The following is a 26523-nucleotide window of genomic DNA, read 5'->3' as shown; positions in this document are numbered from 1 at the left end:
CTCACGCGGACTTTTGGGGGTCCGCGCTCGGCTGCAATATCAGCTCCTACCGCGAGGGCGACTTCGCAACTTCCGTCGTCCGTTTGACGAACAAGTCCGATCCATTGCACCGATCGTGATCTACTGACACAGTCGTAAATAACGAAATCTCTGGGTGCTCGAACCTGATGTCTGCCAGGCTCGGCCATCGGGGTCGCAGACGAACATTCGTTGCGGCACAAGCGGTTCGAAGACTATAGACCAACGTAATTTACGCTTGCGTCAGAGTTGTCGTGTTGCCTTGTGAATCTCTTTTAAGCATCGGTAAATTATGCGGTCCTAGGTACCTGCCAGTGGAGTTGTAGCGAGACGGGAGCCGTTTAGTGTCGTCGTTTGTTGTCATAGCGCATGAGGCTCTGGCCGCTGCGACCGCGAATTTGACCGACATCGGTGCGGGCATTAGGGCCGCCGACGCGGCGGCTGCGGGTTCGACGACGTCGTTGGCGGCTGCGGCTGCGGATGAGGTGTCGGTGGCGATTTCACGCTTATTCGCCGGCTACGCCCAGGAGTATCAGGCACTCAGTGCGCAGACGGCACTGTTTCATGCACAGTTCGTGCAGGCGTTGACCTCGGGCGGGTTTCTGTATGCCGCCGCCGAGGCCGCCAATACCTCACCCTTGCTGTCCTTGCAGCACGGCGTTCAGGCTGTGGCCGCGGCAACAGCGGCGGGCGGTCCGGTGGAGCAGTTGACGGGACGTCCGTTGTTCGGCGACGGTACCCACGGCGCGCCCGGGACCGGGCAGGCCGGCGGGCCGGGCGGGTGGCTTTTCGGTAATGGCGGCAATGGTGGGTCCGGGGCTCCCGGCCAGCCTGGCGGAAACGGTGGGTCTGCGTTCCTGTTCGGTAATGGCGGGGCTGGCGGGGCCGGCGGAACGGGTACGACCGGCGCCATCGGCGGCATCGGCGCCAAGGGCAATATTGGCGGGTGGGTGGGGTGGGCGGGGCCGGCGGCAACGGCGGGCTGTTGTTCGGCAATGGCGGCGCCGGTGGTCAGGGCGGCGCCGGAGGTGCTGGCGGGGCCGGCGGGATGGGCAGCGCCGGGGTGATCGGAAATCCCAACGGTGGCACCGGCGGCGACGGCGGCGACGGCGGCGAGGGCGGTGTCGGCGGGGCGGGCGGTCGCGGCTCGCTACTGTTCGGCCAGGCGGGCGCCCATGGCGGTGGTGGTGTCGGCGGTGACGGCGGCACTGGCGGTCAGGGTGGTACCGGCGCGGCCGATACCGGCTCGGGCGCCGGCAAGGGGGGCAACGGAGGCAAGGGAGGGGCTGCCGGACTAGGCGGCGGTGGGGCCGCCGCGGGCACCGGGGGAACCGGCGGTGCCGGCGGCACCGGCGGTGCCGGCACCGGCGGGGTGGGCTTGCAGGCCAGCGCCGGTGGTGACGGCGGCAACGGCGGTGCTGGCGGTACCGGCGTTGGTGGCATCGGCGGTGGTGCCGGCGGCGCCGGTGGAGTCGGCGGTAGAGGCGGCGACGGCCAGTTCATGGGGCTGGATGCGCTGCCGGAGGCTGGTGGCGTCGGCGGGACTGGGGGCATGGGCGGTCAAGGCACCGACGGCGGGCTCTTCGGTGACGGCGGCAAAGGTGGGGCCGGTGGGACCGGCGGGAGCCAGGCCAATGGTGTTGGCAATACCGCCACCGCCGGTAAGGGCGGGGCCGGCGGCACAGGCGGCACGGGCACCGGAACCGCGGCCGGCTGGGGCGGCGGCGGTGGTGGCGGGGGCGGCGCCGCCCTGGCCCTGGAACTCAACGGTGGCTCCGTTAGCAACAGCACCGCCACCGGCGGTACAGGCGGGACCGGTGGGGCCGGCACCAACACCGCCGCCGGCGGGGCTGGTGGCACTGGTGCCTTTGCCGGCGTTGTCGCCGGCGCCACAGGCAGCTCTATCACGGGCTTCACTGCTATCGGCGGCGCCGGCGGGACCGGCGGCGCCGCCGGCGGTCTCGGCGGAGCCGGCGGCTACGGGACCGCCAGCGTCCTAGGCGCCGGCACTGTCGTCGGTGGTAAGGCCACCGGCGGCGCCGGCGGGACCGGCACCAACGGCGGCACCGGCGGCGCCGGCGGATACGCCGCCATCGCCAGCAACGGCGGCGCGGTTACCGGCGGCACCGCCACCGGCGGTGCGGGCGGGACCGGCAGCGACGGCGGGACCGGCGGTACCGGGGGCTCCGCCAACGTCGGCATCAACGGCATTGACGGCAGCGAAACCATCACTGGCGGCACTGCAACCGGGGGTGCCGGCGGCGCAGGCATCGCCGGGGGCATCGGCGGCAACGGCGGTGCCGCGAGCGTCGCCCGGGAAAATTTTTTGAATTCTGGCGGCACCATCACTGACGCCACCGCCACCGGCGGCAACGGCGGCACCGGCACCAACGGAGGCACCGGCGGCAACGGCGGCCTCGCCAAGATCTCCACCGCCCAAGCCACCAGCGCCGCAAGCGGGGTCGCACTCGGCGGATCAGGCGGCAACGGCACCGGTAGCGGCCTCAGCGGCGGGGCCGGCGGCGACGGCATCATCGCTAGCACTGGGACGGGCACCCAGGCGACAGGCACCGCCATGGGTGGCGCAGGCGGCGTCAGCGGCACCGGGGCTACCGGCGGCGACGGTGGCGCAGGCGGGGCGGGGTCGGTGACAGCTAACTTCGCCGGTGACACCGCCACCGGCACCGCCACCGGCGGCAAGGGCGGGGCAGGCGGCGCCGGGGGCACCGGCGGCGCTCTCGGCGGCAACGGCGGCCAGGGGGGCGATGGGATAATCATTTCTAACGGTGCCGCCTTCAACTCCACCGCTATTGGCGGCGACGGAGGCACCGGCGGCGACGGAGGCACAGGTGCCGGCGCTGACGGCGGCGCCGGCGGCGTCGGCGGTAGGGCCTTGCCTTATAGCAGCTTTGGCGTTGAAGACGCACGAGGCGGCAACGGCGGCAACGGCGGCAACGGCAGCACACCCGGGGTGGGTGGCGATGGACACGGCGGCGCTGGCGGAATGGGCGGCCAAGCGAACATCGACAACGGTGAGAATGGCGGGAATGGCACCAACGGCCAGCCCGACGGCACACCTGGCACCGACGGACCAAACGGCTGAAACTCGCCATAACACCAGCGCTTACGCGGCCCAGACCGCAACAGCCAAGCCGTCAGGACCGGAGCAGACACTGCGGCTTGCCGCAATCGATGACGGCCTCACGGCTGTGTGGGCAGCTAGCACGTGCACACCACGGAATCACCGGCCGGCAGAACCCGGCACGCAGTTGCTGGGATCCGAGACCCGATCGACTACCGCCTTGGAGATGGTCGCCTCAGCGTGGGTACCGGCTCCACACCTTTTGCCAGCGCGACCCGGTGCCGCCGCGCTGGCACCGGTCCTGTCGCACTCGCCCGGCCACACCTTCTGAGCATGTGGCCACGCGCAACACAGTTCTAAGCTCGAAGGAATGACACGTTCTCCTGACTCCCCTCCCCCGCGCATTGACTTCGACGCCCTTTACCGCGGTGAGAGCCCAGGTGAAGGCCTGCCCGCGGTGCAGACGCCGCCCTGGGACACCAAGGCGCCCAAAGAGAATGTCATCGCCTGGCATGCCAACGGTTGGGTGCGTGGCGAGGTCCTCGACGTCGGCTGCGGCCTCGGTGACAACACCATCTTCCTGGCCAAGAACGGATATGACGTGACGGGCCTGGACATCTCGCCGACGGCGCTGGCCACCGCCGAACAGCGGGCTAAGGAGGCCGGCGTCGAGGTGACGTTCGCCGTCGCCGACTCCACCAAGCTGGACGGCTACACCGACGCCTTCGACACCGTCATCGACAGCGGCATGTTCCACTGCCTCGACGACGACGGCAAGCGCAGTTATGCGGCCGCCGTACACCGGGCCACCAGGGCAGGCGCCACCCTATTGATGAGCTGTTTTTCCGACGCGATCCCGCCCGACGAGGAGTGGCCGCGACCGTCGGTACCCGAGCAGACCCTGCGCGACGTCCTCGACGGGGCGGGGTGGGAGATCGTGTTGCTGGAGCCGGTGCGGGTGACCCGCGAGCTGGACGGCAACGAGGTCGAGATGGCCTTCTGGTACGTGCGCGCACAGCGCCGCGACGCCTAGCGGCCCCCGCGACCGCTCGGCATTACGGGGGCACCACTACGGGGCGCACCCCGCACGACCCTCATGCACCCACGCGAGCAGGTCCGGCCGGGCGAGCTGGTTGATGCGGTGGTTGTAGCGCCGGTATTCGTCAACGGTGAAGTACTCCTGCCACTCCCCGCTGCGGCCGTGCCGGAAGAACTGCTCGTCGCTGTGCCAGATGCCGTCGGTGGTGTTGGGTGCGTACTGCGCGGCGCGAGAGCGCATCGCCCCCAATGAGGCGTGCTGAGCCAGCTCTGCCGCCCGCTCGCGGGTGAACCTGATACCCAGCACCGAGGCCAACCGCACCAACTCCCCTGGCAGATCCGCCTGGTAGTCGGCGTAATGGAACAAGGCCACGTTCGGCAGATGCCGCCGCTCCCAGACCTTGCCGAACTGGTGCAGCACGTTCGCGAGCGTGCCGATTCCCTTGGGCGGGGTGAACCCCACCCCCGGCGGTGGCAGGGCCGGCCCCTCCAGCCAGTGCCGGAACTCCTCGGTCACACCACGTCCAGGGCCCGGTTCGGGCGCCGGCGGCCCGGTCCGTTCGGCTTCCGGCACGGCCGCTTCATGTAACTCCCGCATCCGGCCCCGGTCCATGTTGGTGCTCTGGTGCAACATCGAAACGGCGGCGTCACGCGGATCGCGGCCCACGCAGATGTAGGTGACGCGGTCGTCGAGAATGAGGCCGTCCAGCGGTGTGTGGGTCTTGATGAACCGCCGGTGGGTCTGGGCGTCGAGGGTTGCCACGACCTCTTCGATCGGCCGGATGGTCTGGTCCAGCCACGGCGATATGGTCGACAACGGCCCGGGAAGTTCTGGCCCGTCGAAGATCAGCAGCGAGACCAGGCGTTGCGTCCAGGTCATGCCGCACTTCGGCGGGGTCGAGATGATGATGTCGCCGTCGCGCAATTCCAATGCGTCCCAACGTAAGTTGTCCGTCATCAGTTCGCGGTAGAGGACGCGGTCGCTCACCAGCTGATTCCTGTTCATGCGGTCACCTCCTCACTATGTCGAAGAGCATGCCTTCGATGGTCACACCCGGCGCGAACGCGAAGGCCATGCCCGTCGAGATCTCCTTCACCGAGTCAGGTTGGCGCACCATCATTTCCAGGACGAAGATCAACGAAACGCTGAGCATGTTGCCGAACCGGGCAAGCACATCCCAGCTCTGCGCCGCACGCTCGACGGGGATTCGCAGTGAGCGCGCCGACTGCTCGATGATCTTGGGCCCGCCTGGGTGGATGGCCCACAGGTCGATGTCGGACTTCTTCAATCCGTTGTCGTGCAGGACTTCCGCGATAACCGACTCGACACCGCGGTAGATGTAGTCGGGAAGATTCTCGGACAACTCGCAGGTGATGCCGTTGTGATTGACGCCCAGCACGATGCCGTCTTCCGCGTCGTCGAGCAGCTGGCTGAAACTGCTGCGAATCACCACCCTGCCCGGATCGAGCTTCTCCTGCACCTGGCTGGCACCGATGACCACGGCACCGCAGCCGTCGCCGAACAGGCTGTGTATGACGACGTCATTGATGTCGTCGGCGAAAACGGCGTTCACCGAGCACAATTCGATGCACACCACGAGAGCCTTCATGGCTGGGTGGGCACGAACGTACGTCGCAGCGGTGCGGATCGCGTTCATCGCGGCCGCGCATCCCATGAAGTTGATGACGACCCGTGACACCGACCGCGGCAGGCCGAGTTGCTTGACGATCGCGACGTCCACTCCCGGAGCGAGGAACCCGGTGCTGGTGACGAACACGACCAGACCGATCTCGTCCATGCCGTACGGCACGCCGGCCAACGCCCGGCCTGCCACGTCGACCGCCAGCGGTACCGCGTGTTCGTAGAACAGGTTCATCCGGTCCCGGACTGTTCCCGGCTGCCGTCGCAGTCGGTCGAATTCGGCGTCGAGGGGGTCGACCGCCATCTGTCGGGTGGCGATCCGCGTCTTCTGGTACACCCGCGGAATGCGTTCCCGCTGTGTCGGATCAAGGAAAAGCTCGGCGACGCGGTCTGCGACGTCGGCCTGGCTGACCATCCGGCTTGGCGTGCCCGTCGCGATGCTCTCGATGACCGCGACCGCCGTCGGTGGCGCCGGCGGCAACTGGGCCAGACCGATTTCGGCATCGTGCTGGCCGTCCCGGTCAGGACGGTCGGTCGGGAGCAGCGCGCCGCTCTCTGCCGGGGCGCTCATACCGACCCGATTCCGATGAAGCCCCATGCCACGTAGCTGGCACTGGCTTTGAAAGCGGTGGGCGAGAAGTGCTCCCGGATGAAGCCCCAGTTGCGTTCTTTCGCCTGGCGGGATGGCGCCAGCAGATAGGTGCGGCACAACTTGGGCAGCCGGTCGGTGACGAAGCTTTTCGCGGGCAGCCATTCGACACCGAATTTCGCCGATTCTTCCCGCAGCACGTCTTCGGTGACGATGTTGGCGAATCCGCTGCGCTGGAACGGCAGCACGTGGTGAACGCGGTGCGAACTCAGCCCGGCGGACAGGAAGCAGTCGACATAGCGGTTGCCCACCACCTTCAGGTCGTTGGCGTTCTCGACCTGATCGATGCCCCAGTCCTCACCCTTGACGAACTCGTCCGTTTCGTCCTCGAACTCGTGGCTGGCGACGACCATGAAGGTGCTGACCCACAACGTCGCGACGAATTGCAGTGCCCAAGCCCAGAAGTCGCCTGCCAGCGTGAACGCCACCAACTCACCGACGAGGAGCAGGCGCACCCCGGACGAGCCAAGGAAGTGCGGTAATGCGTTGCGCCAGCTGCCGTAGCCTTCTTCGACCCCCACTCTGCGGGTCATCTTCCACACGTCGGCGATGCGGATGGCCATGCCGGTGATGGTGTGGCCGAGCTTGTGCAGCGTGTGCACGGGAATTCGGTACAGCCGCGGTAGCTGCATCATCATCGTGAAGACGTTTTTCTTGATGTCGACGTCGCTTTGGGTGTACGGATGGTGCAGCAGGGTGTGCCCGTCGGCGACCACGAGAGCCAACGCGATGTAGTTCAAGTCAAAGCTGTTCGCCAGGGCCCGATTAGCGCCGCGCTGCGGGCGATGCAAGGCGTAGTGGCCGTAGCCGACCAACGAACTGCGCAGCAGCACCATGGCGATCACGAAGGCCCACAACGGCATCCAGCGGGGCTCGACCAACCGAACGGCCTGCACCGCGAAGTAGCTGACGGCGAGCATCGCCACCACCAGGTTGAAGAGCCGATCCATCCGCTTGATCCGCGCGGCCAGCGCCGGCTCCTTCAAGCGGGCCTTGACCCGGTGCATCAGGTCGTTGGGGTTGTCGAAGGCGTATTGCGGGGTGTCGCGCCAACTGTTGAAGGTCTCCTTGAAAAGGAACGGCGGCGCATTGTGTTTGGGATGGATGTCACGCGGAGTCGCGTCGCGGCCCAACGCGTAACGCTCCAGCATCCGTTCAACCTTCGCCGTGTCTTTGTGGTACGACGAGACAATCGCGGTGATATCGCGATTCTTGGTGCGGCCGATGAAGAACGCACCGCCGGGATGCTTGGAGATCCAGTCACTCAGATCGTAAGCCCGCCCGTTGTAGACCCACACGTCTGACAGCACCGGCGGCCCACCTGGCGGAGGCCCAAGGCGTGGACCGGGCCCACGCTCCTGAACGTCAGGGAGGTCGTTGGTCATTCGTGTTTCCTCCAGGTTCGATCGGGGAAGATCTGGCGCTCGCTCGGGGATTCGAACGAACGGGCCCAATAGTGGGGCGGGCGCCTTGGAGAATTCTCAAAGGATTTTGGCGCGCCGAAACGGGGCGTGTCCAAACGAGTTACACCACTCGCAACTGTTAGCTCCGACGCGGCGTTCGGGTGGGAACCGGCCCGAAGGTGCCCGTGCCTCCGGGCCGGCTCCACGCCGAGTGTTGTCGGGCCTACTGCGTCACGGGCGGGATGGTAACGGCCTCACCCCATTTCGACAGGGTGACTGTGACGTGTCCCTGATCCTTGTCGAGAACCATGCGCACCAGAACCGGGGTGGTGGGCGTGCCGCCGCCGGCATTCACATCGGCGATGTACAAGGTGATGGGCAGGGTTTGCACGCCTTTGCCGATCTGCGGCACCAGTGGATCGACGAGCGCCGCATCGATGGTCCCAGTGACCTTGACGGTGGCCACACCGTCGATCGTCTCATTCCCGGCAACCTGCGGATCCTGAACTCTGGCGATAACGGAGCCAAGTCCCTTGTCCTTGTCCAGGACGATGCCGGGGTCATAGATCTTGTCCGCCGGGCCCATCGAGGAGTACTTACCCGAGTCGTCCTTGGTGTACATGGTCTTGTTGGTGACGACAAACTCCTTCGGGACGGCTGGTCCCCCGTTCGGGCCAATCCGCACCCTGGCATCGCCGACCGCCTGACCGCCCTTGTCCTCGGGCTGGTTGGTCACATCGGCGTTGACGCTCTCCATGGGCAACGTCGTGATGTTGGTTGTCTCCAACACGATGTGGATGTTGTGCAGGTCGCCGGTCGCCTTCGCGGCGTCCTTCAAGAGCTGCGGCGTGGCTTGTGGCGCTGGCGCTCCGGACGTTCCGGATGCGCCGGAGGTTGCGGGGGCGCCCGACGTCGCGCCCGACGTTGCGGAGGTCGCGCCCGAGGTCTCGGTGCTCGCGGTGTTCGACTTGCCGCCGCATCCGGCGAGCACTGACGCGAAAAGTGCCGCCGCCGCCACGGTCGCGACGGGCACGCGGGTCAATCGAGGACGGGAGAGCAGACGACGAGAAGGGTTTGCTTGTGAGATCAAGCCAGGCATGACCAACCTTTGCTGAGTTGTCCGACCGGTAGTAATGGGGCAGCGTATTCGCTGGCCTTGTCTTGCCGCATAGCCAGGGCAGCCGAATCACAGGCCCCGTCCATGTCGCGGGCCTCGGTGACTGCACACCCGCACCCTGGTTCACCATGGCGGCTTCGGTGTAGCCGAATGCCGCCGCTCTCACAGCCCGGGTTCCCAGATCACGTTTGCCGGAGAGCGAGACAGTAACACGCGGCCAGCGCGGGGGAAACAGTTTCGCCGAAGGTTCGGAAAGGCTCCCGCTAACCTTTACGCGTGAATCTCGACGGCAATCAGGCCACCATCCGGGAGGTGTGTGAGGCCGGGCTGCTGCCCGGTGCGCTGACGTTGGTCTGGCAGCGCGATAAAGTGCTGCAAGTCAACGAGATCGGTTATCGAGACGTTGACGCGGGCCTGCCGATGCAGCGTGACACGCTGTTTCGTATCGCGTCGATGACCAAGCCCGTCACGGTCGCCGCGGCCATGGCCCTGGTTGACGAGGGCAAACTGTCGCTGAAGGATCCCGTGGCACGCTGGGCGCCTGAACTCGGCGCCGTCCAAGTCCTCGACGACCCGCACGGCCCGTTGGACCGCACCCATCCTCTCCGGCGCCCCATCCTGATCGAGGATCTGCTGACTCATACCAGCGGACTCGCTTACGCGTTTTCGGTGTCCGGGCCCATCTCCCGGGCGTACATGCGGCTGCCGTTCAACCAGGGGTCCGATGCCTGGCTGGCCGAGCTCGCCGCCCTGCCGTTGGTGCACCAACCCGGCGAGCGGGTGACATACAGCCACGCCATCGACGTGCTGGGTGTGATTCTGAGCCGCATCGAAGCCAAGCCGTTCCACCAGGTCCTCGACGAACGGGTACTGGGGCCGACGGGCATGGTGGACACCGGCTTTTTCGTGACGCCCGAAGCGCGGTCGCGCGCCGCGACGATGTACCGCCATGACGAAGAGGGTCGGCTGCGCCATGACGTGATGGGGCCGCCGCACGTCACGCCGCCGGCGTTCTGCAATGCCGGGGGCGGGTTGTGGTCGACCGCCGACGACTACCTGCGGTTCGTCCGGATGTTATTGCGCGACGGCACGGTTGACGGTGTTCGAGTGCTCTCACCCGAGTCGACGCGCCAGATGCGCACCGACCGGCTGACCGTCGAGCAGAAGCGTCACAACTTTCTGGGCGCGCCGTTCTGGGTGGGCCGCGGGTTCGGGTTGAACCTGTCGTTGGTGACCGATCCGGCCAAGTCCACTCCCCTGTTCGGGCCCGGCGGCGTCGGAACATTCAGCTGGCCCGGTGCGTATGGGACGTGGTGGCAGGCAGATCCGAGCGCGGACCTCATCTTGATGTACCTGATCCAGTTCTGCCCGGACCTGTCTGTGAACGCGGCCGACGCGGTTGCCGGCAACCCGGCGCTGGCGAGACTGCGCACGGCACAACCGAAGTTCGTTCGACTGACCTACCGCGCTCTAGGCCTGTGACCCGCATGCCGAAACCAACCGTCCTGATCAGCGGCGCCGGCATCGCCGGTCCGGCACTTGCATTCTGGCTCGCCAAGGGCGGCTATCACGTGGTGGTGGTAGAGCTCGCCGACGGCATCCGCCCGGGCGGGCAGACCGTGGATCTGCGGGGCGCGGGACGGGCCGTCGTCGAGCGGATGGGGCTGCTGCAGCAGATGCGCGAACGCAGCCTGGATCAGCGCGGCATCGCGTGGGTGAAAAGCGACGGCCGACGAGCCGCGGAGATGCCGGTGGACGCGTTTCACGGCAACGGTATGGTCAGCCAGCTCGAGATCTTGCGCGGTGACCTCGCCGGTGTGCTTTACGCGGCGACCGCCACCGACGTGGAGTACCGCTTCGGCACCCGGATCGCCGAGGTGGCCCAGTCCGACGATCCTCTGGACGACCCAGCGGTGGCGACGTTGTCGGACGGCTCGACGGTGAGCGCCGACCTGATCGTCGGCGCCGACGGCCCGCACTCGGCGGTGCGCAGGCTGGTATTCGGGCCAGAGGAGACATTTGTCCGGCCTCTCGGTGGCTATCACGCCTGGTTCACCGCTCCCGACACCGTCGGCCTTGATGGTTGGTACCTGATGTACCAAGCTCCCGGTGGCCTCAACGCATCGATGCGCCCGTCGCACGATCCAGCCGTCGCCAAGGCGAGTCTCGCGTTTCGGTCCGGTCCGTTGCAGTACGACCGCAGCAATCTCGACGAACAGCGCGAACTGCTGACCGCCCGCTTCGCCGGTGCCGGCTGGCAATGCGACGAACTGATCGCCGCCGCGCGCGAAGCCGACGACTTCTACTTCGACGCATTCGCCCAGGTTCACATGGACAGCTGGTCATCCGGACGGGTCGCGCTGGTCGGGGATGCCGGCTACTGCGCCTCACCGCTGAGCGGCATGGGCACCAGCCTGGCCCTGGTGGGCGCGTACGTGCTGGCGGGGGAACTCGTCGCGGGGCCCCTGCCCGACGCCTTGAAGCGGTACGAGACGGTGATGCGCCCGTACGTCGACCGATGCCAGAAGCTGCCCAACGGCATCGACGGCTACGTCCCCGAGTCCGCTTCGGACATCCGGATCAACGCGTTGGTGATGAAGTACATGCAACGCTGGCCATTCCGCCCGGTCGCCGAGCGGCTGTGGTTCAAGACCGCCGAGGCCGTGCAGCTGCCGGACTACTGAGCGGGCAGAGACATCACCCGACGCAATCCTCGGTCGGTGACGGACACGGTGCCGTCAAAACAAGCGGCGCATTACCGACAGAGCCCGCTTGCTGTGCGGCGGATAGACGAAGCGGGGATCCGGCCTGGCCGGCTTGGCCAGCACCGCCCGGCGGTGGCTGAGCGCTTCGAAACCCCACTTGCCGTGGTAAGCGCCCATCCCGCTGGCGCCGACACCGCCGAAGGGCAGCTGGGGCGTCAGGCAGTGCATCGCAACGTGATTGATCACCGCTCCGCCGGACGGCACGCGATCCACCAGGTCGCGACCTAACCGCGGTGACGAGGTGAAGACATACAGCGCCAGGGGTTTTGGTCCGCCCTTGACGAAAGCGACGGCGGCGTCGAGAGATTCGACCGTCAGCACGGGAAGGATCGGCCCGAAGATTTCTTCGGCCATCACCGGATCGTCCGCGGGCGGATCAACGACGACGGTGGGTTCGATGCGCAGATTCTCCCGGTCTAGAGCGCCCCCGGTGACGACGCGCCCTCGGGTGCCGCGGATCATTGCGGCCAACCGGTCGAACTGGCGCACGTTGACAACGCGCACCCCCGCCTCGGGGCCCGACGACCGGAACTGGCGCAAGTAGGTACTGACCCGGTCCACCAGCTGGTCGGTGATCGCCCGCTCCGCCAGGACGTAATCCGGTGCTATACAGGTCTGCCCGGAGTTGAGCAGCTTGATCCAGGCGATGCGGCGCGCGGTGACGTCGATGTCCGCATCGGCGGCGACGATCACCGGGCTCTTGCCGCCGAGCTCCAGGGTGACCGGCGTCAACGTCGGGGCCGCCGCGGCCATCACCTTGCGGCCGACCTCCGTACCGCCGGTGAACAACGCGTGGTCGAAACCCGCGGCGAGTAATTCCCTGGTCACCGACGCGTCCCCCTCCACCACCCGAACAGCCTCGGGATCAACGTATTTCGGTAGCAGTTGGGTGAGCAGCGTCGAGGATTCCGGGGCGAACTCTGATGGCTTGACGACCGCGCAGTTGCCGGCGGCCACCGCCGCAATCAGCGGACCCAGGCACAAATAGAACGGGTAGTTCCACGGCCCGATGATCAGCACGACGCCGAGGGGTTCGTATTGCACCCAGCCGCGACCGGGCAGCTGCGCCAACGGCAGCGAAACCCGCTGCTTACGCATCCACTTCCGGACGTGACGCAGCGCGTATACCGCCTCGGCCCGAGTCGAGGCGATGTCACCCAGCCAGGCTTCTGCGGGTGCGCGGCCGAGATCCGCGGCCAGCGCCGCGGCGATCGCTGTCTCCTGTTCCGAGACCATCCGTTCGATGCCACGCAGTTGCTGTCGGCGCCACTGCAGCGACCGCGTACGGCCGGTGGCAAAGACGCGACGGACGCTCGCGAGGACTTCGGTCTCCCCCACCGTGGGCGGGCTCTCCACAACCAGCATCAAGGACCTCCAAAGGTGTGTCGGACGACGTCAGAACCGAATCAGGCCGCGGAGGTTGACCCCGTCGTGCATGTCTTCGAAGCCCTGGTTGATGTCCTCGAGCGCATATTCGCGGGTGATCAGTTCGTCGAGTTTCAACTGCCCCGAGTGGTACAGGTCCAGCATCTTGGGAATGTCGCTGCGTGGGTTCGAGGATCCGAAAAGTGAGCCCCGAACTTGCTTTTCGTACAGGGTGAGATCGAACAGCGACATGTCGACGCTGGTGTCGGTGGGGTGCGGAATCGCGGTCATCACCACTCGGCCCCGCTTGCCCACCAGGCTCAGTGCCTGAGCAACGTAGGCCCCCTCGGCCGACGACGGGGTCACCACGCAGACGTCCGCCAGCGCGCCGCGGGTCAGCTCGGCGACCAGGCCCTGCGCTTCCTCGACCGTCGCCGCGACGTGGGTGGCGCCGAACTCGCGGGACCTGGTGCGCTTGTACTCGACCGGGTCGAGCGCAATGATGTTGCGCGCGCCCGCAATCCGAGCACCCTGCACGGCGTTCATGCCGATGCCACCCACACCCATCACCACCACGGTGTCGCCGTCGGCCACCTCGCCGGTGTTCACGGCGCTGCCGTAGCCCGTGGTCACCCCGCAGCCGACCAGCGCCGCCTTGTCGAGGGCCGTGCCGTCGTCAACCCTGACCACCGATGACGTCGGCACCACGGTGTACTCCGAAAACGTTCCCAGCACGCACATTTGGCTGAGGTCCTGGCCTTTGGCGTGGAAGCGGAAGGTGCCGTCGAGTTGCGGGCCGGCGACGATCGCCGCACCCTGCACGCACAGATTGCTCATGCCGCGCGCGCACGGCAGACAGCGTCCGCAGGCCGGAATGAAGCTCAGCACCACCGAATCACCTTCGGCCACGTCGGTGACGCCCGGTCCGACTTCCACGACAACCCCGGCGCCCTCATGGCCGCCGACCACCGGCATCCGCATCGGCATGTCGCCAGTGACCAGATGGTCGTCGGAATGACACAGCCCGGTGGCGGTGAGCTTGACCATGACCTCGGCCTGCTTGGGCCCGTCCAGTTCGACCTCTTCGACTTCCCACTTCTGGTGCAATCCCCACAGCACCGCGGCTTTCGTCTTCATCGAGCGGTCCTCTCCGGTGTCCAGGTGGCGGGCAGGCGCTTGATGCCGTTGATGAAATTGGCGACCAGGAAATCTGGCTCGGGAGCGTCGATGTCGGGAATGCGGGTGTAGACCTCGGTCAACAGCGACCTGAGCATCGTGCGCGCGAGCGCGGCCCCGAGACAGAAGTGGGGGCCACCGCCGCCGAATGCGATGTGCGGGTTGGGACTCCGGGAGATGTCGAACTTGAACGGGTCATCGAACACCTCCTCGTCACGGTTGCCCGAGCAGTACCACAACACCACTTTGTCCCCGGCCTTGATTTCCGAGCCGCCGATGTTGATGTCCTCGGTTGCGGTGCGGCGCATGTGGATCACCGGTGTGGCCCAGCGCAGCACCTCTTCCACCGCGGCGTCGACCCATCCCGGAACGTCGTCGACCAGCCGGGCCCGCTGCTCGGGGAACTTGGAGAACGCGTGGATGGCTTGGGCCGACGCGTGACGGGTGGTGTCGTTGGCGGCCACGGCCAGCAGCACGAAGAACGCCCGGATTTCGTCGTCTGTCATCTTCTTGCCGTCGAATTCAGCCTGCACCAGCCACGTCAACAGGTCGTCGCCGGGATTGGCCCGGCGCTCCGGGATGAGCTGGGTGGCAACCTCGTGCAGGTCCATCACCCCGCCGGCAAACAGCTCCAGGCCGGTCCGACCGGCACAAACCTCGGGGTCTGGCCAGCCGAGCAGGCGCTGCGCGGCGTCGATGGTCTTGTCGTATAGCTCGCCTTTGGGCAGGCCGAAGAAGCTGCCGAAAATCCGGCCGGGCAGCTGGACCGACACCAGCTCGACGAAGTCTCCCTCGCCCAGGTGGGCCATCTCAGTGACCAGGTCGCGCGCGTGACCGCGCACCCAACCCTCCAGCCGGCGCATGTTGCGCGGCTTGAAGGCGTCCAGGGTGATGCCACGCAGTTGAGTGTGGCGCGGCGCGTCCATGGCGATGAAGGACTGAGCCACCTCGATCATCTCCGGGGCGAAATCCTCCATGGTGATGCCCTGCGCCGACGAGAACACCTCCGGATGCCGACTGGCATAACGGATGTCGGCCATCTTGGTCAGCGACCAGAAGCCCCTGGTGTTGAGTTCCTCTGGCAGCAAATCGGATTCGGCGGGCCGGCTCCACGGCACCGGGTTCTCCCGGCGCAACGTCTCGAAGGCGGCGTCGCGCTCCTCGGCGGGCTTCGCCCAGAATGAGCGAGCGGCCAGGTCAATGTCTCGGTGCGTTGCGGGCAGCGCGGTAGTCATCAAGGTCCTTCCGTTCCGGCCGCCGGCAGATGGTTTCGACCGTGGCCTCCATCACATGCTCGCCCGCTAGTGAGGCAAGCAGCACCGGCGCAAGTGCCAAACCGTGGCCTGCGCGGGCCAATCGATCAGTTCGTCGGGACACTGACGGTGGCGGCCAGCCCGCCGCCGTCCCGCGCCGAGAACGTGAGCCGGCCGCCCATCGCTTCCACGATCTGCTGGACGATCCACAGGCCGAGTCCCGCGGTCCCGCGCTGATCGCCGACGCTGACGTACTTAGCCGTGAGCTCGCCGAGGCTGCCGTCGGGTACGCCGGGGCCCCGGTCCAAGATGGCGATTCGCAACTCGTCACCGTCTCGCGCGCACGTCACATCGACCGGTTCACCCCGCCCGTGCCGGGACGCATTCTCCAGCAGGTTGGTCAGAATGCGTTGCAGCCCTTGCGCATTCACCGCAACGGGGTCCGGGTCATCGATGGTCAGGCGCAGTCGCGGCGGCTGCAGACCCACGGCGTCGGCCGCGGCAGTGATCAGTTCCGCGACATCGACGCGGCGCACCCGCCCGGACGAGAACGTCGGCCGGCGACTGAGCGCCACGTCGCCGAGCGCATCGAGCATGTCGTGCAGGTGCCGGGCGTGCCGTTCGGCCAACTGCAGGCCCGCTTCGCGATCAGGCTCCGACAACTTGTTCGACGCGTCATTCAGGGCCCGCGCCAACGCCTCCAATGACGCCACCGGGGTGCGGAATTCGTGAAGCAGGACCTGCAGGCCATCCTGCTGCGCCTCGTAGGACCGCAACAGCCTGGCCCGCAGGTCACGCTCCTCCTCCGCGGCCGCATGTTCGGCCTCGGCCTCGAGGATGGCCCGCAGGCGCGACCGCTGTTCACGTTCGGCCAGCGCCGACAAACCCGCCCCCAGCACCGCGATGAACAACAGGTACACCGCCCACCACACACCCTGCAGGGTGCGGGAAGGCCCTTCTACCGCATCCGGTCCGGTGGTCAACGCCAACACGACATACGCAGCGCCGAGCAGCACCGTGATCAGCAGCGTCCCTGCGACCGTCAACCGCGCAGCGGACGCGATCACCACCAGCACCATGACCACCGCGACGGGACTGTGCACGCCCCCGGTGAGAGCGGTCAACGTCAAGGTGAACGCAGAGTCAATGGCCGTGAGCAAGTACCCGTAGCGGGTTCGTCGCACCTCCACTCGGGGGTTCAACAGAAATGCGGCCGAATAGAGCATGGCGGCGACCAGGACGGCTGCGGTGGCGACGACATGTTCTCGCACCCAGGGCGGACCGACGACCAACAAGACCGCTATCGATGTCACCACGCCGATCCGCGCCGTGATGACGAGGCCGGCCAGCCCGTAATCATCGGCGTCGGGTCCCAGCGCCGAACGGATCCGATCCAGCGGTCTCACCCGCCCGACCATAGGGTTGGCGTTAGCATCCGGCAATGGCGCGTAAGCCCCCAAAGCCCTATGTCGTGGTGATCGTGGATGATCACGAGCTTTTCGCCCAGGGCCTGGCGCTGCTACTCAGCCGCGAGTGGAGCGACTTGTTCACCGTCGCCGGGCAGACGACGTATGTCGAAGAGGCTGCGGACCTGGTCGCGAACACGGGGGCCGACCTGGCGATCATCGACCTGGCCATGCCCCCGCTGGGCGGTGTCGCCGCGATCCGGCACGTCCGGGCGCGGCATCCGTCGACCCGCATCCTCGCACTCTCCGGGACCGACGACCTGGGGCTGGCCGAGGAAGCGCTGCGCGCGGGGGCCGACGGGTTTCTGCGTAAGACCGCGCGTCCCGAGGCGCTGGCGAGCCCGCTGTGCACGATCGCCGAGGGGTTGCGTGTGCTGGACGGCGCGGTGCTCGACGCGCTACTGAGCAACACCCGCAAGCCGCCCGCCGCGTTGGTCGAAAGCCTCAATCCTCAGGATCTGCGCCTGTGGGCGCTGCTGGCGGGCGGAATGGAAACGGTGGACATCGCCAAGCGGATGCTGGTGTCCGAACGGACCGCCAAGCGCATGGTGGCCTCGCTCCTGCACAAACTCGGCGTCAGCAACCGCATCGCCGCGGCGGCGCTCGCCGGACAGTGCGGGTTGCTCGATGACCCGGCGGACACCGGCCTGCACTAGCTGACCCGGATTGCCTGGGCGGGACACATCGCGGCGGCGCGAACCACGGCGTCCTGTTCGTCCGCGGCCGGATCCGGATTCAGCACCACCACCTGCTCGCTGTCGTCGGGCAGGTCGAAGACGTCCGGAGCCGCCATGATGCATTGCCCGTGGCCTTCGCACAGGGTGTAGTCGACGGTGACGTGCATACCGGCAGTATTGCGCCGTTCGTCGACCCAACGGCGGCCCGCGCGCGCCAACGCTGGCCTTGCCGTGCCAGGTGGTCAGTTCACGCGGACGGTGTGTTCATTCGCCACGATCGGCGCTTCGGGCGCCCTCGAGGGCTCGGAGCCGTTGCCGGGCAGTTTGGCGCGCATCACCGCCTTGCGCTGTGCCTCCATCCGCTCCAACGCCTCCTGAGTGAACACCGACAGACCGAGTTCGTGGTTGTAGCCGTGGATTTCCTTGACGTCGAGTTGAGCCAGGAAGTAGACGATCTCCTTGGAGACCAACTGGCCGGGGACCAGCACCGGGAACCCCGGCGGGTAGGGCACCACGAAGGTCGTGGACACCAGCTTCTTCCCTTCGGCCAGGCGCCGGCCGGCCGTGCCGATCTGCACGTACTCGCGGTCCTTCTCCTCGTAGCCGGCGTAGAACGCGGTCCGGGTATCGCCGAACACGCTGTTCTCGTCGGGCCGGAAGGCGATGTCGAACTCGCTGAAGTCCGGCAGGTGCGGAAGGTCTTCGGTGATCTCTTCGACGCGGCGCTCGTGCAGCGCCCAGTCCGCGGCGCTGGCCGCCTTCTCGGTCCGGTCGAAGTCGCTGGCGACCCGGCGCAGCACGTCGAGCAGATGGTGCACGCTCGACCAGGTCACACCGATGGTGAAAATCAGCAACACGCTGTTGATCGAGGTCTTGTTGATTTGGATGCCGAACCGCTCCATCAGGATCTTCTCGCGGAAGTCATAGCCGTTCATTCCGGTCTTGCCGAGGAACAGCGTGACCCGGGTCGGGTCCAGCACGAACTGATCGGATCGCCACGCCTCGTTCCACTCGTCCAGGGCACCCTGCCTGACCTCGCGGTACGAGCTGACGTGCGAGGCCCGATATTCCTCGGGCACCAGGTCGGATTCGTCGAGGATGCGGAACCACTTGCTGATCAGCCGGTCTTTGCGGACCCGGTGACGGAACACCAGCGCCATGTCGTAGGTCTGCCGGACCAGCTGGAATCCCTCGATGTCGACCTGGCGGCGGGCCAGGTCCAGCGAAGCCAGCAATTGCTGGTTCGGTGACGTGGAGGTGTGCGTGAGGAATGCCTCGCCGAAGGCGTCCCGGGCGCGCGCGTTGAAGTCCTGGTCCCGGATGTGGATCATCGACGCCTGCCGGAACGCCGAGAGCGATTTGTGGGTGGAGTGTGTCGCGTATACCCGCACTCGGGCGCGCGCGGGATCTGGAAGCAGCGGGCGATCAACCCATTCCGAGCGCGGTACGCCCTCCATGGACTCGCGCCACTTGCGGTATTCCTCGGCGTATTCCGGCGACGCCAGCATCTGCTCCAGGCGCTCGGCCGCCACCATGGCGGTGCGCTGCCGGGCCCACGGCACCGCGGTGGCAAACGCATACCAGGCCTCGTCCCACAAGAAGACGATGTCCGGCTTGATCGCCAGCACTTCTTCCATCACCAGCCGCGGGTTGTAGACGACGCCGTCGAAGATGCAGTTGGTGAGCAGCAGCATGCGCACTTTTTCCAACTGCCCGGCCGCCTCGAGGTCCAACAGCGCCTTCTTGATGGTGCTCAGTGGCACCGCGCCGTAGATGGCGAATTCCGGTAACGCATAGGACTCCAGGTAGCGCGGGTACGCGCCGGCCAGCACCAACCCGTAGTGATGCGACTTGTGGCAGTTGCGGTCGATGAGAACGATGTCGCCCGGACGGGTCAGCGACTGCACGACAATCTTGTTCGCCGTGGAGGTTCCGTTGGTGACGAAGTAGGTGTGGTTGGCGTTCCAGGTGACCGCCGCCTTGTCCATCGCCTTCTTGATGTTGCCGTGCGGGTCGAGCAGCGAGTCCAGTCCGCCTGAGGTGCTTGACGTTTCGGCCATGAAGATGTTGCGGCCGTAGAACTCGCCCATGTCTTGCAACGACTTTGAGTTGAAGATGCTGGCACCACGGGCGACGGGAAGCGCATGGAATTGGCCGACAGGCGCGGCGGCGTACGCGCGCAATGCGTCGAAAAATGGGGTGGAGAAACGGTTTCGGAGGCCCGCGATGACCGTGCTGTACAAATCGGTGACGTCGTTGAGCCGGTAGAAGGTGCGGTCGTAGACTTCGGTGTCGTCATCGCTGCCCGCGGCGATCGACTCGTCGGTGAGCAGATAGAGATCGATGTGGGGACGCAGTTCCTTGATCCACTCGCCGCACTCCACCCAGTCGTGCGTGCGGTCGGACACCCCGGTGTCGTCGTTGGCGCCGAGCAACGTGGTCATCAACGGCACCCGGTCCCGCGAACGCAGCGGCAGGTCATGGCGAATGATCGCGGCCTGAATCTCACCGTTCAATGCCACGGCGGTGATCGCATCCTCGACGCTGGGGGCTACCAGGATCTCGAACTGGATATCGTCGGCCGGATTCCGCAGCGCGCGTAGGCACTCCACCAGGCTCTCCGGTGCGGTAGGCGGGGAATCGTCGGCGAGCAACACGGTGTAGAACTGCTGCTGCTTTGCCTTGGCCACCAACTCCTGGTCGGCCAGCGGCGCCGAGGTGTCGAAAAGCGCTGTGCGGTCGCCGTATTCGGACAACAGCCGGGTGGCCAGCGACACTTCTTCGGTGAGCCGCACGGTGGACAGGCTCTCCAGATGGGACCGGAAGGCCGCCAAGTTCTCCGCACCGGGATACAGCCAGTACCGTTCGTAGGCCCCGATCCGATCCATCAGCCGCTTCACCACGGCCAGGTCGTGCGTCTTGTCCAGCCCGGCGAGATCAACCTCGGCGAGGTGACGGCACGCGTCGTCGAGCATGTTCCAGGTGTCGACGCGGGTGTATGACGGGTTGGCCACCGCAGCCAACGCGGATACCCGCAGTCGTCGCGGGCGGGCGCTGCCTCGTGTCATGTCTTGCCTCTTCCGTGGGCCTGTTCGCTGGGTTTCTCGCTAGGTCAGTGCAACTCGTAATTGTCGCGGGCTAAACGGAAATAGTGGCCGGAACGGTTGTCCGGTGCAGGTGACCCCGGCTTCTTGGCTCTCGCAGGCAAGGGCAGGCAAGGGCAGGCAAGGGACCGTACGACCGGCTCTGACCGTACTGCACCACCGGTGAGCCGGGGCCGAGAAGCGTGTCGCTGTGACAAGCCAATTCAGGGGCGGCGCCCTGCTGCATGCTGATTCGGCTGCCCCAGGCGCCCATGCACGACGTCGGCCGCGGCGGCACCGAATAAGTGCGCTCGCCCACGTCGCACTCGGCGTACGCCGAACCCCCCGTCGGCCCGATGACACAGCCGATGTTTCCCGACGGCGTCTGGAAGAACTCGAGGTCGTCCGCGTCCGCGGTGGGCGTTGCCGATGAAGCCGCAGCGGTGACAGTAGCCAGCACGGCGACCGTCCAGCTCGCTTCGCTTTTCATCAGCAGTCATTGTGTCGCGCTCCGCCGCAAAGCGCGATGATTTTGCCTAGTTCACTTCCTGCCGCGCGGGAAGCGCCGGCCGGCGGCCCGGCGGGCGGCCCGACGGACGCGTGGTCCGTACGGCACCACCCTGACCACCGTCACCAGTTGCGGCCTCTCGTCCGGAATGGCATAGAGGCGTTGTTCGCCGGGGAGAGCGCCGACGACGGCGCGACCGAGCGGCGATGCCATCGAGTACACGTCCATGTTGGCGCCCTCGCCTTCGCGTCTGCCGAGCACGAATGTTTCGGTCTCACCCGTGGCGTTGTAGCGGATGGTGACGACCATGCCCGGTCCGGCGGCGTGGTCGCCCGGTCTCGTCATGGGGAACGGTGCTGCAGTGGTCATGAGATAACGCTCCTAATTGCATTTTGCCTGCTGTTGGTCGAATGCGAGCCGTCACTGGCCCGTCTTACGCAGCGGGTCGAAGTCACGTAGGTACTGCGGTTGCTTGCCGGTGGTGATCTGCTCGGCCAACAACCGACCGGTCACCGGCCCGTGGGTCAGCCCCCACATGCCATGCCCGCCGGCCACAAACACCTGCGGCGCCACCTCGCCGATCAGCGGACGACCATCGGGGGTCACCGGACGCGCACCGAACCACACGTCGCTGCGATCGGCCCAATGCACGCCTTCGAGCAGGCGACTCGCCGAGGCGACAATGGCCGCCACCCGATTCTGGGCAACCGGTTGGTGCGGGTCGCAGAAATCCATGGTGCCCGAGACACGCAATGCGCCCTGGTACGGCGTGCACGCCACCCTCGCCTCGGGCAGGTAGATGGGCCCTGGCATCGGGCGCTCCACCGGCACGGTGAAGGAATACCCACGCCCGGCCCCTACCGGTACCCGCAGCCAACGGCTGGCCAAGCCGGGCAGCTCCGCGCCGGTCGCGATCACCGCTGCATCGGCGATGAGCACCTCGCTGCGACGCGGGCGGACCGCAACGCCGTAGCCCGCACTGACCACCGCGTCGACCTCAAGCTGGTGCAAGGTCGCGCCGCGGTCGACCACCGCACGCCCCAGAGCCGCCACAAAACGGCCCGGGTCCACGAAGCGCTGCCCGTTGATCACGAGCCCGGCCGTGACCGACGGCGCGGCCAGCGGCACTTGTTCCTGCAGAGCCGCACCCGACAACGCGGTGACATACATTGCCTGCCCAGCCTTTTCGAGCTCATCGAGCTCTCGTGACAGGCGCTGAGCCTCGGCGCTGGACTCGAAGACGGCGGTGATGGGCGCATGGGTGACCGGCACGTCCACCCCGTTGTTCACCAGCACGTCGAAAGCCTCGAAGCAGTCCTCGTTCAGCTTGACGTTGGCCTGCAGTGCCAGCTCCCACGGCGCCCGCCGGGAGTGGCCGGCGAACTGCGTCAGGAAACGCCCCGATCGAGGAGCGGCCGCCAGGGCGACATGCAGTGGCGCGCTCGAGTCGAACAGGCAACGCAGTCCATAACGCAGCACGCGCGGCGAGTTCAGCGGAATGACCAAGCCGGGGGCAATCCATCCCGCGTTGCCGCCGGACGCCCCGGCGCCGGCGCCGCCGCGATCCACCACGGTGACATCGACGCCGCGCTCTTGCAGGAACCACGCCGTCGACAGTCCGACGATTCCCGCACCAACGACGATCACCGACCGGGGTTGACCGTCCATCCGTTCGACGCCAGTCATCGAAAACCTCCTACGCTAGTTGCGACTGTCGGGTCTCGCGGAACCGTTCCGCGACTGCCCAACCCGCCGCCATCACGACCGCACCCACGGCGGCCACGCTCAACCAGGTCGACAGTCCAACGGCCACCGCTTCGTCGAGGGGCGTGCGATGCGGCACGCCGACGTGGTATCCGTCCGCGTCTACCCAAATGTCAACGGAGTCACCGGCCTTCACTCCACGAGGGGCCGAAATCAGGCCAGCATGTTCGGTTCCGCCGGCAAACCATTTGGCGGGCACGCTGACCAACTCGGGGTCGGACAACGCCTGGGGTTGGACCTTGTCGCTGGTGACGACGGCGGTGACAAGCTGACGGTTCTGCTCTTGCTCCGCGTGGACGCGGCTGCGGGACTCGTGAACGCCGTCGCCCACCGCGAAGGCCAGGGGCACGCCGAGTAGCACGACGACCGTGGCCCAGAGGACAAGAAGTATTCGAAACCCGTCATTGCTCTGGGCGCGGCGGGTGGGCCGCTCACGATCGGGACGCAGGGTAATCATCTCGATCATTCCTATCGATGGTGGCCAACCATCAAGGCCACCCAAGGTGTTATTTGCTGACAACACCATGGTGTCCCGTAACCAGGCCGCAAGCGTTGCCGCAGGTGGACAACGCTGCCGTCGCGCGTTGTCGAGTTCCTACAGGGACGCTACAAAGCCGGTTACGAGCCGCAAGGAATCGCTAGGAAGCGAGTTTTCTGTGGTCGGAGTCGGCGTCCGACTCCTGGTCGGCCTCCACGATCTGCTGCCGATTGCCCCGAATACCCAGCGGGTTCTCCACCCACCGCAGCAGGGGAAGCTGGGGGAACTCCCAGTTGCGTCCCGGCAGTTCGCTGACGTCGCCCAGCGACCGGACCACGGCTTGCATCAGGCCGATGATGGCGCCCATCACCGGCACCAGCGGCTGCAGCGGCTTCGCTGCCTGCCGAACCGTACTGATGCGCCGCGCCAGGATGAGGCGTTCGATCGAGTGATACAGCCAAGCACCGACCCCGAGCGCGAAGATGGCCAGCACCGACGACACGATGGACCAGTCATACGCGGCGCAGACCACCGCGCCGATGACAACCGTGGCCGCCAGCCAGGCGGCGGCCACCACACGCAATTCAAGCCGGGTCACGAGACATCCCTCCCAACAGTCCCTTGCACCGCTTGCGCGGCCGCGCGGATCTGTGGCGTTACCAGCATGATCTGGCCCAGCACTCCGTTGACGAAGCCGGGCGATTCGTCGGTGGACAACGCCTTGGCCAGCTCGACAGCCTCGTCGACGGCGACCGGTTCCGGTACGTCCTCGGCGTGCAGCAACTCCCACACTGCGACGCGCAGGATGGCGCGGTCCACCGCGGGCAACCGGTCCAGTTTCCAGGCCTGCAGGTGCGAGGTGATCAGCTCGTCGATATGGGCAGCGTGCTGGCCGACGCCACGAGCCACCTCGGCCGTATATGGATGCAACGGCGCTACGTCGGGGTTGGTCTCGGCCAGCGCCGTGCGCGCGTCGACCATTTCACCCGGACTCATGCCGCGCGCCTCGGCCTCGAACAGCAGGTCGACGGCCCGCTTGCGCGCCTGATGACGCCCCCGAACGGGACGCGCGGGCTTACTGTCGGCCATCTTCAGGCGTTGACCCTGCCCAGATAGCTGCCGTCACGCGAGTCCACCTTCAACTTGTCCCCGGTGTTGATGAACAACGGCACCTGGATCTGCGCACCCGTCTCCAGCGTGGCGGGCTTGGTGCCCGCGCTGGACCGGTCACCCTGCAGGCCGGGCTCGGTATGGGTGACTTCGAGCTCGACCGTCACCGGCAGCTCGATGTACAGCGGCGCGCCGTCATGGAACGCCACCTGCACCGGCAGCCCCTCCAGCAGGAACTTCGCCGCATCGCCCACCAGGGACTCCGGCAGGTGGTGCTGCTCGTAGTCCTGGCTGTCCATGAACACGAAGTCCGAGCCGTCGCGGTACAGGTAGGTGGTGTCGCGTCGGTCGACGGTGGCGGTGTCCACCTTCACCCCGGCGTTGTAGGTCTTGTCGACGACCTTGCCCGAAAGCACGTTCTTCAGCTTGGTGCGCACGAACGCCGGGCCCTTACCGGGCTTGACGTGCTGGAACTCGGTGATGGTCCACAGCTGCCCGTCGATCACCAGGACAAGTCCGTTCTTGAAGTCAGCAGTGGTCGCCACGATCCGCAAATCTCCTAGAAAAATGGCCAGTTCCCCAGCACGGTTGATTCTTGCCGCCGCCCGACCTTAGTTCGATTTCTTGCCTACAGGGAGGTCGGCCTGTCCCCTGCCTTGGTGCACAGGCGGCGGGCACTCGGTGTAGTTTACCCGCCCGCAGGGGCAGCGCCACCAAGCAACGCGGCGCGGTTGGCGGCCGGCGGCTGCGATGTCGCTCACGCCCGTCAGCGCGCGGCGCCCGCCAAGGCTAGGTCAATATGGCCAGCTCTTTGGGGAACCGGGTCAGCAATTCCGGGGGGTGCGCGGCGGCGTGCGACGACGCTGCCCACCGTGTTTCAACGGGCACCGCCAGAGTGTCCTCGATGCGAACGCCGCCACGCCCGGGCAAGTACACGCCGGGCTCGACGGTCACGACCGAACCCGCGAGCAATGTGCCCGTCGATGTCGCCCCGATGCCCGGTGCTTCGTGTATCTGCAGGCCCACGCCGTGTCCGAGACCGTGCCCGAAATTCTCGCCGTAGCCCGCGTCGGCGATCAGCTGGCGCGCCGCGGCGTCCACCTCGCGCAGGTCAGCGCCCGGCCGCAATGCCTCCCGGCCCGCCTTTTGCGCCTCGGCCACCAGCGCATAGATCTCCCGCTGCCAGTCGTCGGCGCGTTCCAGCACGAACGTGCGGGTCATGTCCGAGTGATATCCGGCCACCAGGGCGCCGAAGTCGATCTTGACGAAGTCGCCCGCGGCCAGGACCGCGTCGGTGGGCCGGTGGTGCGGAATCGCCGAGTTCGCGCCGGCGGCGACGATGGTCTCGAAAGAGATTCCGTCGGCGCCGTGGTCGAGCATCAGCGCCTCCAGATCGCGGCTGACCTGCCGCTCGGTACGACCCGGGCGCAGCCCGCCCCGCTCCACCAAGTCGTTCAGGGCGGCGTCGGCCGCCTCACACGCCAGGCGCAACAACGCCAACTCGCCGTCGTCCTTCACCTCACGCAGCGTCTCCACCGTGCCCGAGGCGCGCACCAACTCGGTGTTTCCCTCCTCCGCGGCGGCTTGCAGCGCGTCCAGTCCGTCCACCGTGACGACGTGGCTTTCAAACCCCAGCTTGTGCACGCCGTCCGTCGCGGCCCTACCGGCCAGGTAACGGCCCACCGCTCGTTCGATGGCGACCTCGAGATCGGGCGCTTGTTGCGCGGCCTGAGTTCGATACCGGCCGTCGGTGGCCAGCACCGCTTCACGATCGTCGGCGAACACCAGCAACGCGCCGTTAGACCCACTGAATCCGGATAGATATCGGACATTTATCAGGTCTGTGACCAGCATCGCATCGAGTCCTGCGGCGGCAATCTTGACTTTGAGGTTGTGTCGACGCTGGGAATGTGTCACGACTCTTGACGA

The 26523-nt window shown here is 66.8% G+C and carries 22 protein-coding genes and 1 pseudogene; 5 read left to right on the top strand and 18 right to left on the bottom strand.

What is annotated here, in order from left to right:
• Window positions 1-395 precede the first annotated feature (395 nt).
• Window positions 396-3121 (top strand): annotated as a pseudogene (locus tag G6N68_RS32085) (PE family protein).
• Window positions 3122-3470: 349 nt separating this feature from the next.
• The gene (locus G6N68_RS10385; RefSeq protein ID WP_163711300.1) at window positions 3471-4133 is read left to right on the top strand and encodes a class I SAM-dependent methyltransferase; all 663 of its coding nucleotides are present in this window, start codon (window positions 3471-3473) and stop codon (window positions 4131-4133) included.
• Window positions 4134-4169: 36 nt separating this feature from the next.
• Here the strand turns inward: G6N68_RS10385 and G6N68_RS10380 are convergent, their stop codons facing one another.
• The 4 genes from G6N68_RS10380 to G6N68_RS10365 form a co-directional block, all read right to left on the bottom strand.
• Window positions 4170-5144, bottom strand: coding sequence for a sulfotransferase domain-containing protein (locus G6N68_RS10380; RefSeq protein ID WP_205351299.1), 975 nt, complete (start codon window positions 5142-5144; stop codon window positions 4170-4172).
• A 4-nt stretch (window positions 5145-5148) separates the two neighbouring features.
• Entirely contained in the window at window positions 5149-6351 is a 1203-nt protein-coding gene (locus tag G6N68_RS10375) for a type III polyketide synthase (protein ID WP_163711297.1), read from the bottom strand.
• On the bottom strand, window positions 6348-7814 hold the full coding sequence (locus G6N68_RS10370; RefSeq protein WP_163711294.1) for a fatty acid desaturase: 1467 nt from the start codon (window positions 7812-7814) through the stop codon (window positions 6348-6350). The genes G6N68_RS10375 and G6N68_RS10370 overlap by 4 nt, the downstream gene beginning before the upstream one ends.
• Window positions 7815-8055: 241 nt before the next feature.
• Window positions 8056-8931: an LppX_LprAFG lipoprotein gene (locus G6N68_RS10365; protein ID WP_069418541.1), complete on the bottom strand. Its 876-nt coding sequence runs from the start codon at window positions 8929-8931 to the stop codon at window positions 8056-8058.
• A gap of 294 nt (window positions 8932-9225) precedes the next feature.
• On the opposite strand from G6N68_RS10365, the gene G6N68_RS10360 reads away from it, so the two are divergent.
• The gene (locus G6N68_RS10360; RefSeq protein WP_163711291.1) at window positions 9226-10431 is read left to right on the top strand and encodes a serine hydrolase domain-containing protein; all 1206 of its coding nucleotides are present in this window, start codon (window positions 9226-9228) and stop codon (window positions 10429-10431) included.
• Window positions 10432-10436: 5 nt separating this feature from the next.
• The gene (locus G6N68_RS10355; protein WP_163711288.1) at window positions 10437-11633 is read left to right on the top strand and encodes an FAD-dependent monooxygenase; all 1197 of its coding nucleotides are present in this window, start codon (window positions 10437-10439) and stop codon (window positions 11631-11633) included.
• A 54-nt stretch (window positions 11634-11687) separates the two neighbouring features.
• Here G6N68_RS10355 and G6N68_RS10350 read toward each other — a convergent pair whose 3' ends face one another.
• The 4 genes from G6N68_RS10350 to G6N68_RS10335 form a co-directional block, all read right to left on the bottom strand.
• Window positions 11688-13079, bottom strand: coding sequence for an aldehyde dehydrogenase family protein (locus tag G6N68_RS10350; RefSeq protein ID WP_163711285.1), 1392 nt, complete (start codon window positions 13077-13079; stop codon window positions 11688-11690).
• A 30-nt stretch (window positions 13080-13109) separates the two neighbouring features.
• Window positions 13110-14216: an NDMA-dependent alcohol dehydrogenase gene (locus tag G6N68_RS10345; RefSeq protein ID WP_163711282.1), complete on the bottom strand. Its 1107-nt coding sequence runs from the start codon at window positions 14214-14216 to the stop codon at window positions 13110-13112.
• Complete coding sequence (locus G6N68_RS10340) at window positions 14213-15490, bottom strand: cytochrome P450 (protein WP_163711278.1); 1278 nt, start codon at window positions 15488-15490, stop codon at window positions 14213-14215. The genes G6N68_RS10345 and G6N68_RS10340 overlap by 4 nt, the downstream gene beginning before the upstream one ends.
• Before the next feature lie 125 nt (window positions 15491-15615).
• The gene (locus tag G6N68_RS10335; protein WP_240355430.1) at window positions 15616-16914 is read right to left on the bottom strand and encodes a sensor histidine kinase; all 1299 of its coding nucleotides are present in this window, start codon (window positions 16912-16914) and stop codon (window positions 15616-15618) included.
• A 35-nt stretch (window positions 16915-16949) separates the two neighbouring features.
• Between G6N68_RS10335 and G6N68_RS10330 the strand changes: the two genes are divergently transcribed.
• Window positions 16950-17630 carry a response regulator transcription factor gene (locus G6N68_RS10330; protein ID WP_205351298.1) on the top strand — a complete coding sequence of 227 codons (681 nt, stop codon included), beginning with the start codon at window positions 16950-16952 and terminating at the stop codon, window positions 17628-17630.
• Here the strand turns inward: G6N68_RS10330 and G6N68_RS10325 are convergent.
• From G6N68_RS10325 to G6N68_RS10280, 10 genes are all read right to left on the bottom strand, one after another.
• Window positions 17627-17818 (bottom strand): ferredoxin, encoded by a 192-nt coding sequence (locus G6N68_RS10325; protein ID WP_163711272.1) that lies wholly within the window; start codon window positions 17816-17818, stop codon window positions 17627-17629. The genes G6N68_RS10330 and G6N68_RS10325 overlap by 4 nt on opposite strands.
• Before the next feature lie 75 nt (window positions 17819-17893).
• Window positions 17894-20719 (bottom strand): aminotransferase class I/II-fold pyridoxal phosphate-dependent enzyme, encoded by a 2826-nt coding sequence (locus G6N68_RS10320; RefSeq protein WP_163711269.1) that lies wholly within the window; start codon window positions 20717-20719, stop codon window positions 17894-17896.
• A 70-nt stretch (window positions 20720-20789) separates the two neighbouring features.
• Complete coding sequence (locus tag G6N68_RS10315) at window positions 20790-21224, bottom strand: hypothetical protein (protein WP_163711266.1); 435 nt, start codon at window positions 21222-21224, stop codon at window positions 20790-20792.
• Between the two features lie 51 nt (window positions 21225-21275).
• Entirely contained in the window at window positions 21276-21611 is a 336-nt protein-coding gene (locus G6N68_RS10310; protein ID WP_163711263.1) for a GreA/GreB family elongation factor, read from the bottom strand.
• A gap of 51 nt (window positions 21612-21662) precedes the next feature.
• Complete coding sequence (locus G6N68_RS10305) at window positions 21663-22928, bottom strand: NAD(P)/FAD-dependent oxidoreductase (RefSeq protein ID WP_163711260.1); 1266 nt, start codon at window positions 22926-22928, stop codon at window positions 21663-21665.
• 10 nt (window positions 22929-22938) lie between these two features.
• The gene (locus tag G6N68_RS10300) at window positions 22939-23472 is read right to left on the bottom strand and encodes an Rv1733c family protein (protein WP_163711256.1); all 534 of its coding nucleotides are present in this window, start codon (window positions 23470-23472) and stop codon (window positions 22939-22941) included.
• A gap of 172 nt (window positions 23473-23644) precedes the next feature.
• Window positions 23645-24082 (bottom strand): antitermination protein NusB, encoded by a 438-nt coding sequence (locus G6N68_RS10295; RefSeq protein WP_163711254.1) that lies wholly within the window; start codon window positions 24080-24082, stop codon window positions 23645-23647.
• Window positions 24079-24573 carry a transcription antitermination factor NusB gene (nusB, locus tag G6N68_RS10290; RefSeq protein WP_163711252.1) on the bottom strand — a complete coding sequence of 165 codons (495 nt, stop codon included), beginning with the start codon at window positions 24571-24573 and terminating at the stop codon, window positions 24079-24081. Before nusB ends, G6N68_RS10295 begins: the two co-directional genes overlap by 4 nt.
• 2 nt (window positions 24574-24575) lie before the next feature.
• The gene (efp, locus tag G6N68_RS10285) at window positions 24576-25139 is read right to left on the bottom strand and encodes an elongation factor P (protein ID WP_163711250.1); all 564 of its coding nucleotides are present in this window, start codon (window positions 25137-25139) and stop codon (window positions 24576-24578) included.
• A gap of 244 nt (window positions 25140-25383) precedes the next feature.
• Window positions 25384-26511: an aminopeptidase P family protein gene (locus G6N68_RS10280; protein ID WP_163711247.1), complete on the bottom strand. Its 1128-nt coding sequence runs from the start codon at window positions 26509-26511 to the stop codon at window positions 25384-25386.
• Window positions 26512-26523 lie beyond the last annotated feature (12 nt).

Source organism: Mycobacterium bourgelatii, assembly GCF_010723575.1.
Classification (GTDB): domain Bacteria; phylum Actinomycetota; class Actinomycetes; order Mycobacteriales; family Mycobacteriaceae; genus Mycobacterium; species Mycobacterium bourgelatii.
This window is presented reverse-complemented; position numbering and strand designations above follow the sequence as displayed.

What these genes read in the sequence shown, in the direction of transcription:
- G6N68_RS10350 (WP_163711285.1), bottom strand. Translation starts at nt 13,079, where the DNA reads ATGCTGGTTGTGGAGAGCCCGCCCACGGTGGGGGAGACCGAAGTCCTC.
- G6N68_RS10315 (WP_163711266.1), bottom strand. Translation starts at nt 21,224, where the DNA reads ATGAAAAGCGAAGCGAGCTGGACGGTCGCCGTGCTGGCTACTGTCACC.
- G6N68_RS10385 (WP_163711300.1), top strand. Translation starts at nt 3,471, where the DNA reads ATGACACGTTCTCCTGACTCCCCTCCCCCGCGCATTGACTTCGACGCC.
- nusB (WP_163711252.1), bottom strand. Translation starts at nt 24,573, where the DNA reads ATGGCCGACAGTAAGCCCGCGCGTCCCGTTCGGGGGCGTCATCAGGCG.
- G6N68_RS10375 (WP_163711297.1), bottom strand. Translation starts at nt 6,351, where the DNA reads ATGAGCGCCCCGGCAGAGAGCGGCGCGCTGCTCCCGACCGACCGTCCT.
- G6N68_RS10380 (WP_205351299.1), bottom strand. Translation starts at nt 5,144, where the DNA reads ATGAACAGGAATCAGCTGGTGAGCGACCGCGTCCTCTACCGCGAACTG.
- G6N68_RS10300 (WP_163711256.1), bottom strand. Translation starts at nt 23,472, where the DNA reads ATGATCGAGATGATTACCCTGCGTCCCGATCGTGAGCGGCCCACCCGC.
- G6N68_RS10340 (WP_163711278.1), bottom strand. Translation starts at nt 15,490, where the DNA reads ATGACTACCGCGCTGCCCGCAACGCACCGAGACATTGACCTGGCCGCT.
- G6N68_RS10330 (WP_205351298.1), top strand. Translation starts at nt 16,950, where the DNA reads ATGGCGCGTAAGCCCCCAAAGCCCTATGTCGTGGTGATCGTGGATGAT.
- G6N68_RS10325 (WP_163711272.1), bottom strand. Translation starts at nt 17,818, where the DNA reads ATGCACGTCACCGTCGACTACACCCTGTGCGAAGGCCACGGGCAATGC.
- G6N68_RS10370 (WP_163711294.1), bottom strand. Translation starts at nt 7,814, where the DNA reads ATGACCAACGACCTCCCTGACGTTCAGGAGCGTGGGCCCGGTCCACGC.
- G6N68_RS10365 (WP_069418541.1), bottom strand. Translation starts at nt 8,931, where the DNA reads ATGCCTGGCTTGATCTCACAAGCAAACCCTTCTCGTCGTCTGCTCTCC.
- G6N68_RS10305 (WP_163711260.1), bottom strand. Translation starts at nt 22,928, where the DNA reads ATGACTGGCGTCGAACGGATGGACGGTCAACCCCGGTCGGTGATCGTC.
- G6N68_RS10355 (WP_163711288.1), top strand. Translation starts at nt 10,437, where the DNA reads ATGCCGAAACCAACCGTCCTGATCAGCGGCGCCGGCATCGCCGGTCCG.
- G6N68_RS10345 (WP_163711282.1), bottom strand. Translation starts at nt 14,216, where the DNA reads ATGAAGACGAAAGCCGCGGTGCTGTGGGGATTGCACCAGAAGTGGGAA.
- G6N68_RS10310 (WP_163711263.1), bottom strand. Translation starts at nt 21,611, where the DNA reads ATGACCACTGCAGCACCGTTCCCCATGACGAGACCGGGCGACCACGCC.
- G6N68_RS10320 (WP_163711269.1), bottom strand. Translation starts at nt 20,719, where the DNA reads ATGACACGAGGCAGCGCCCGCCCGCGACGACTGCGGGTATCCGCGTTG.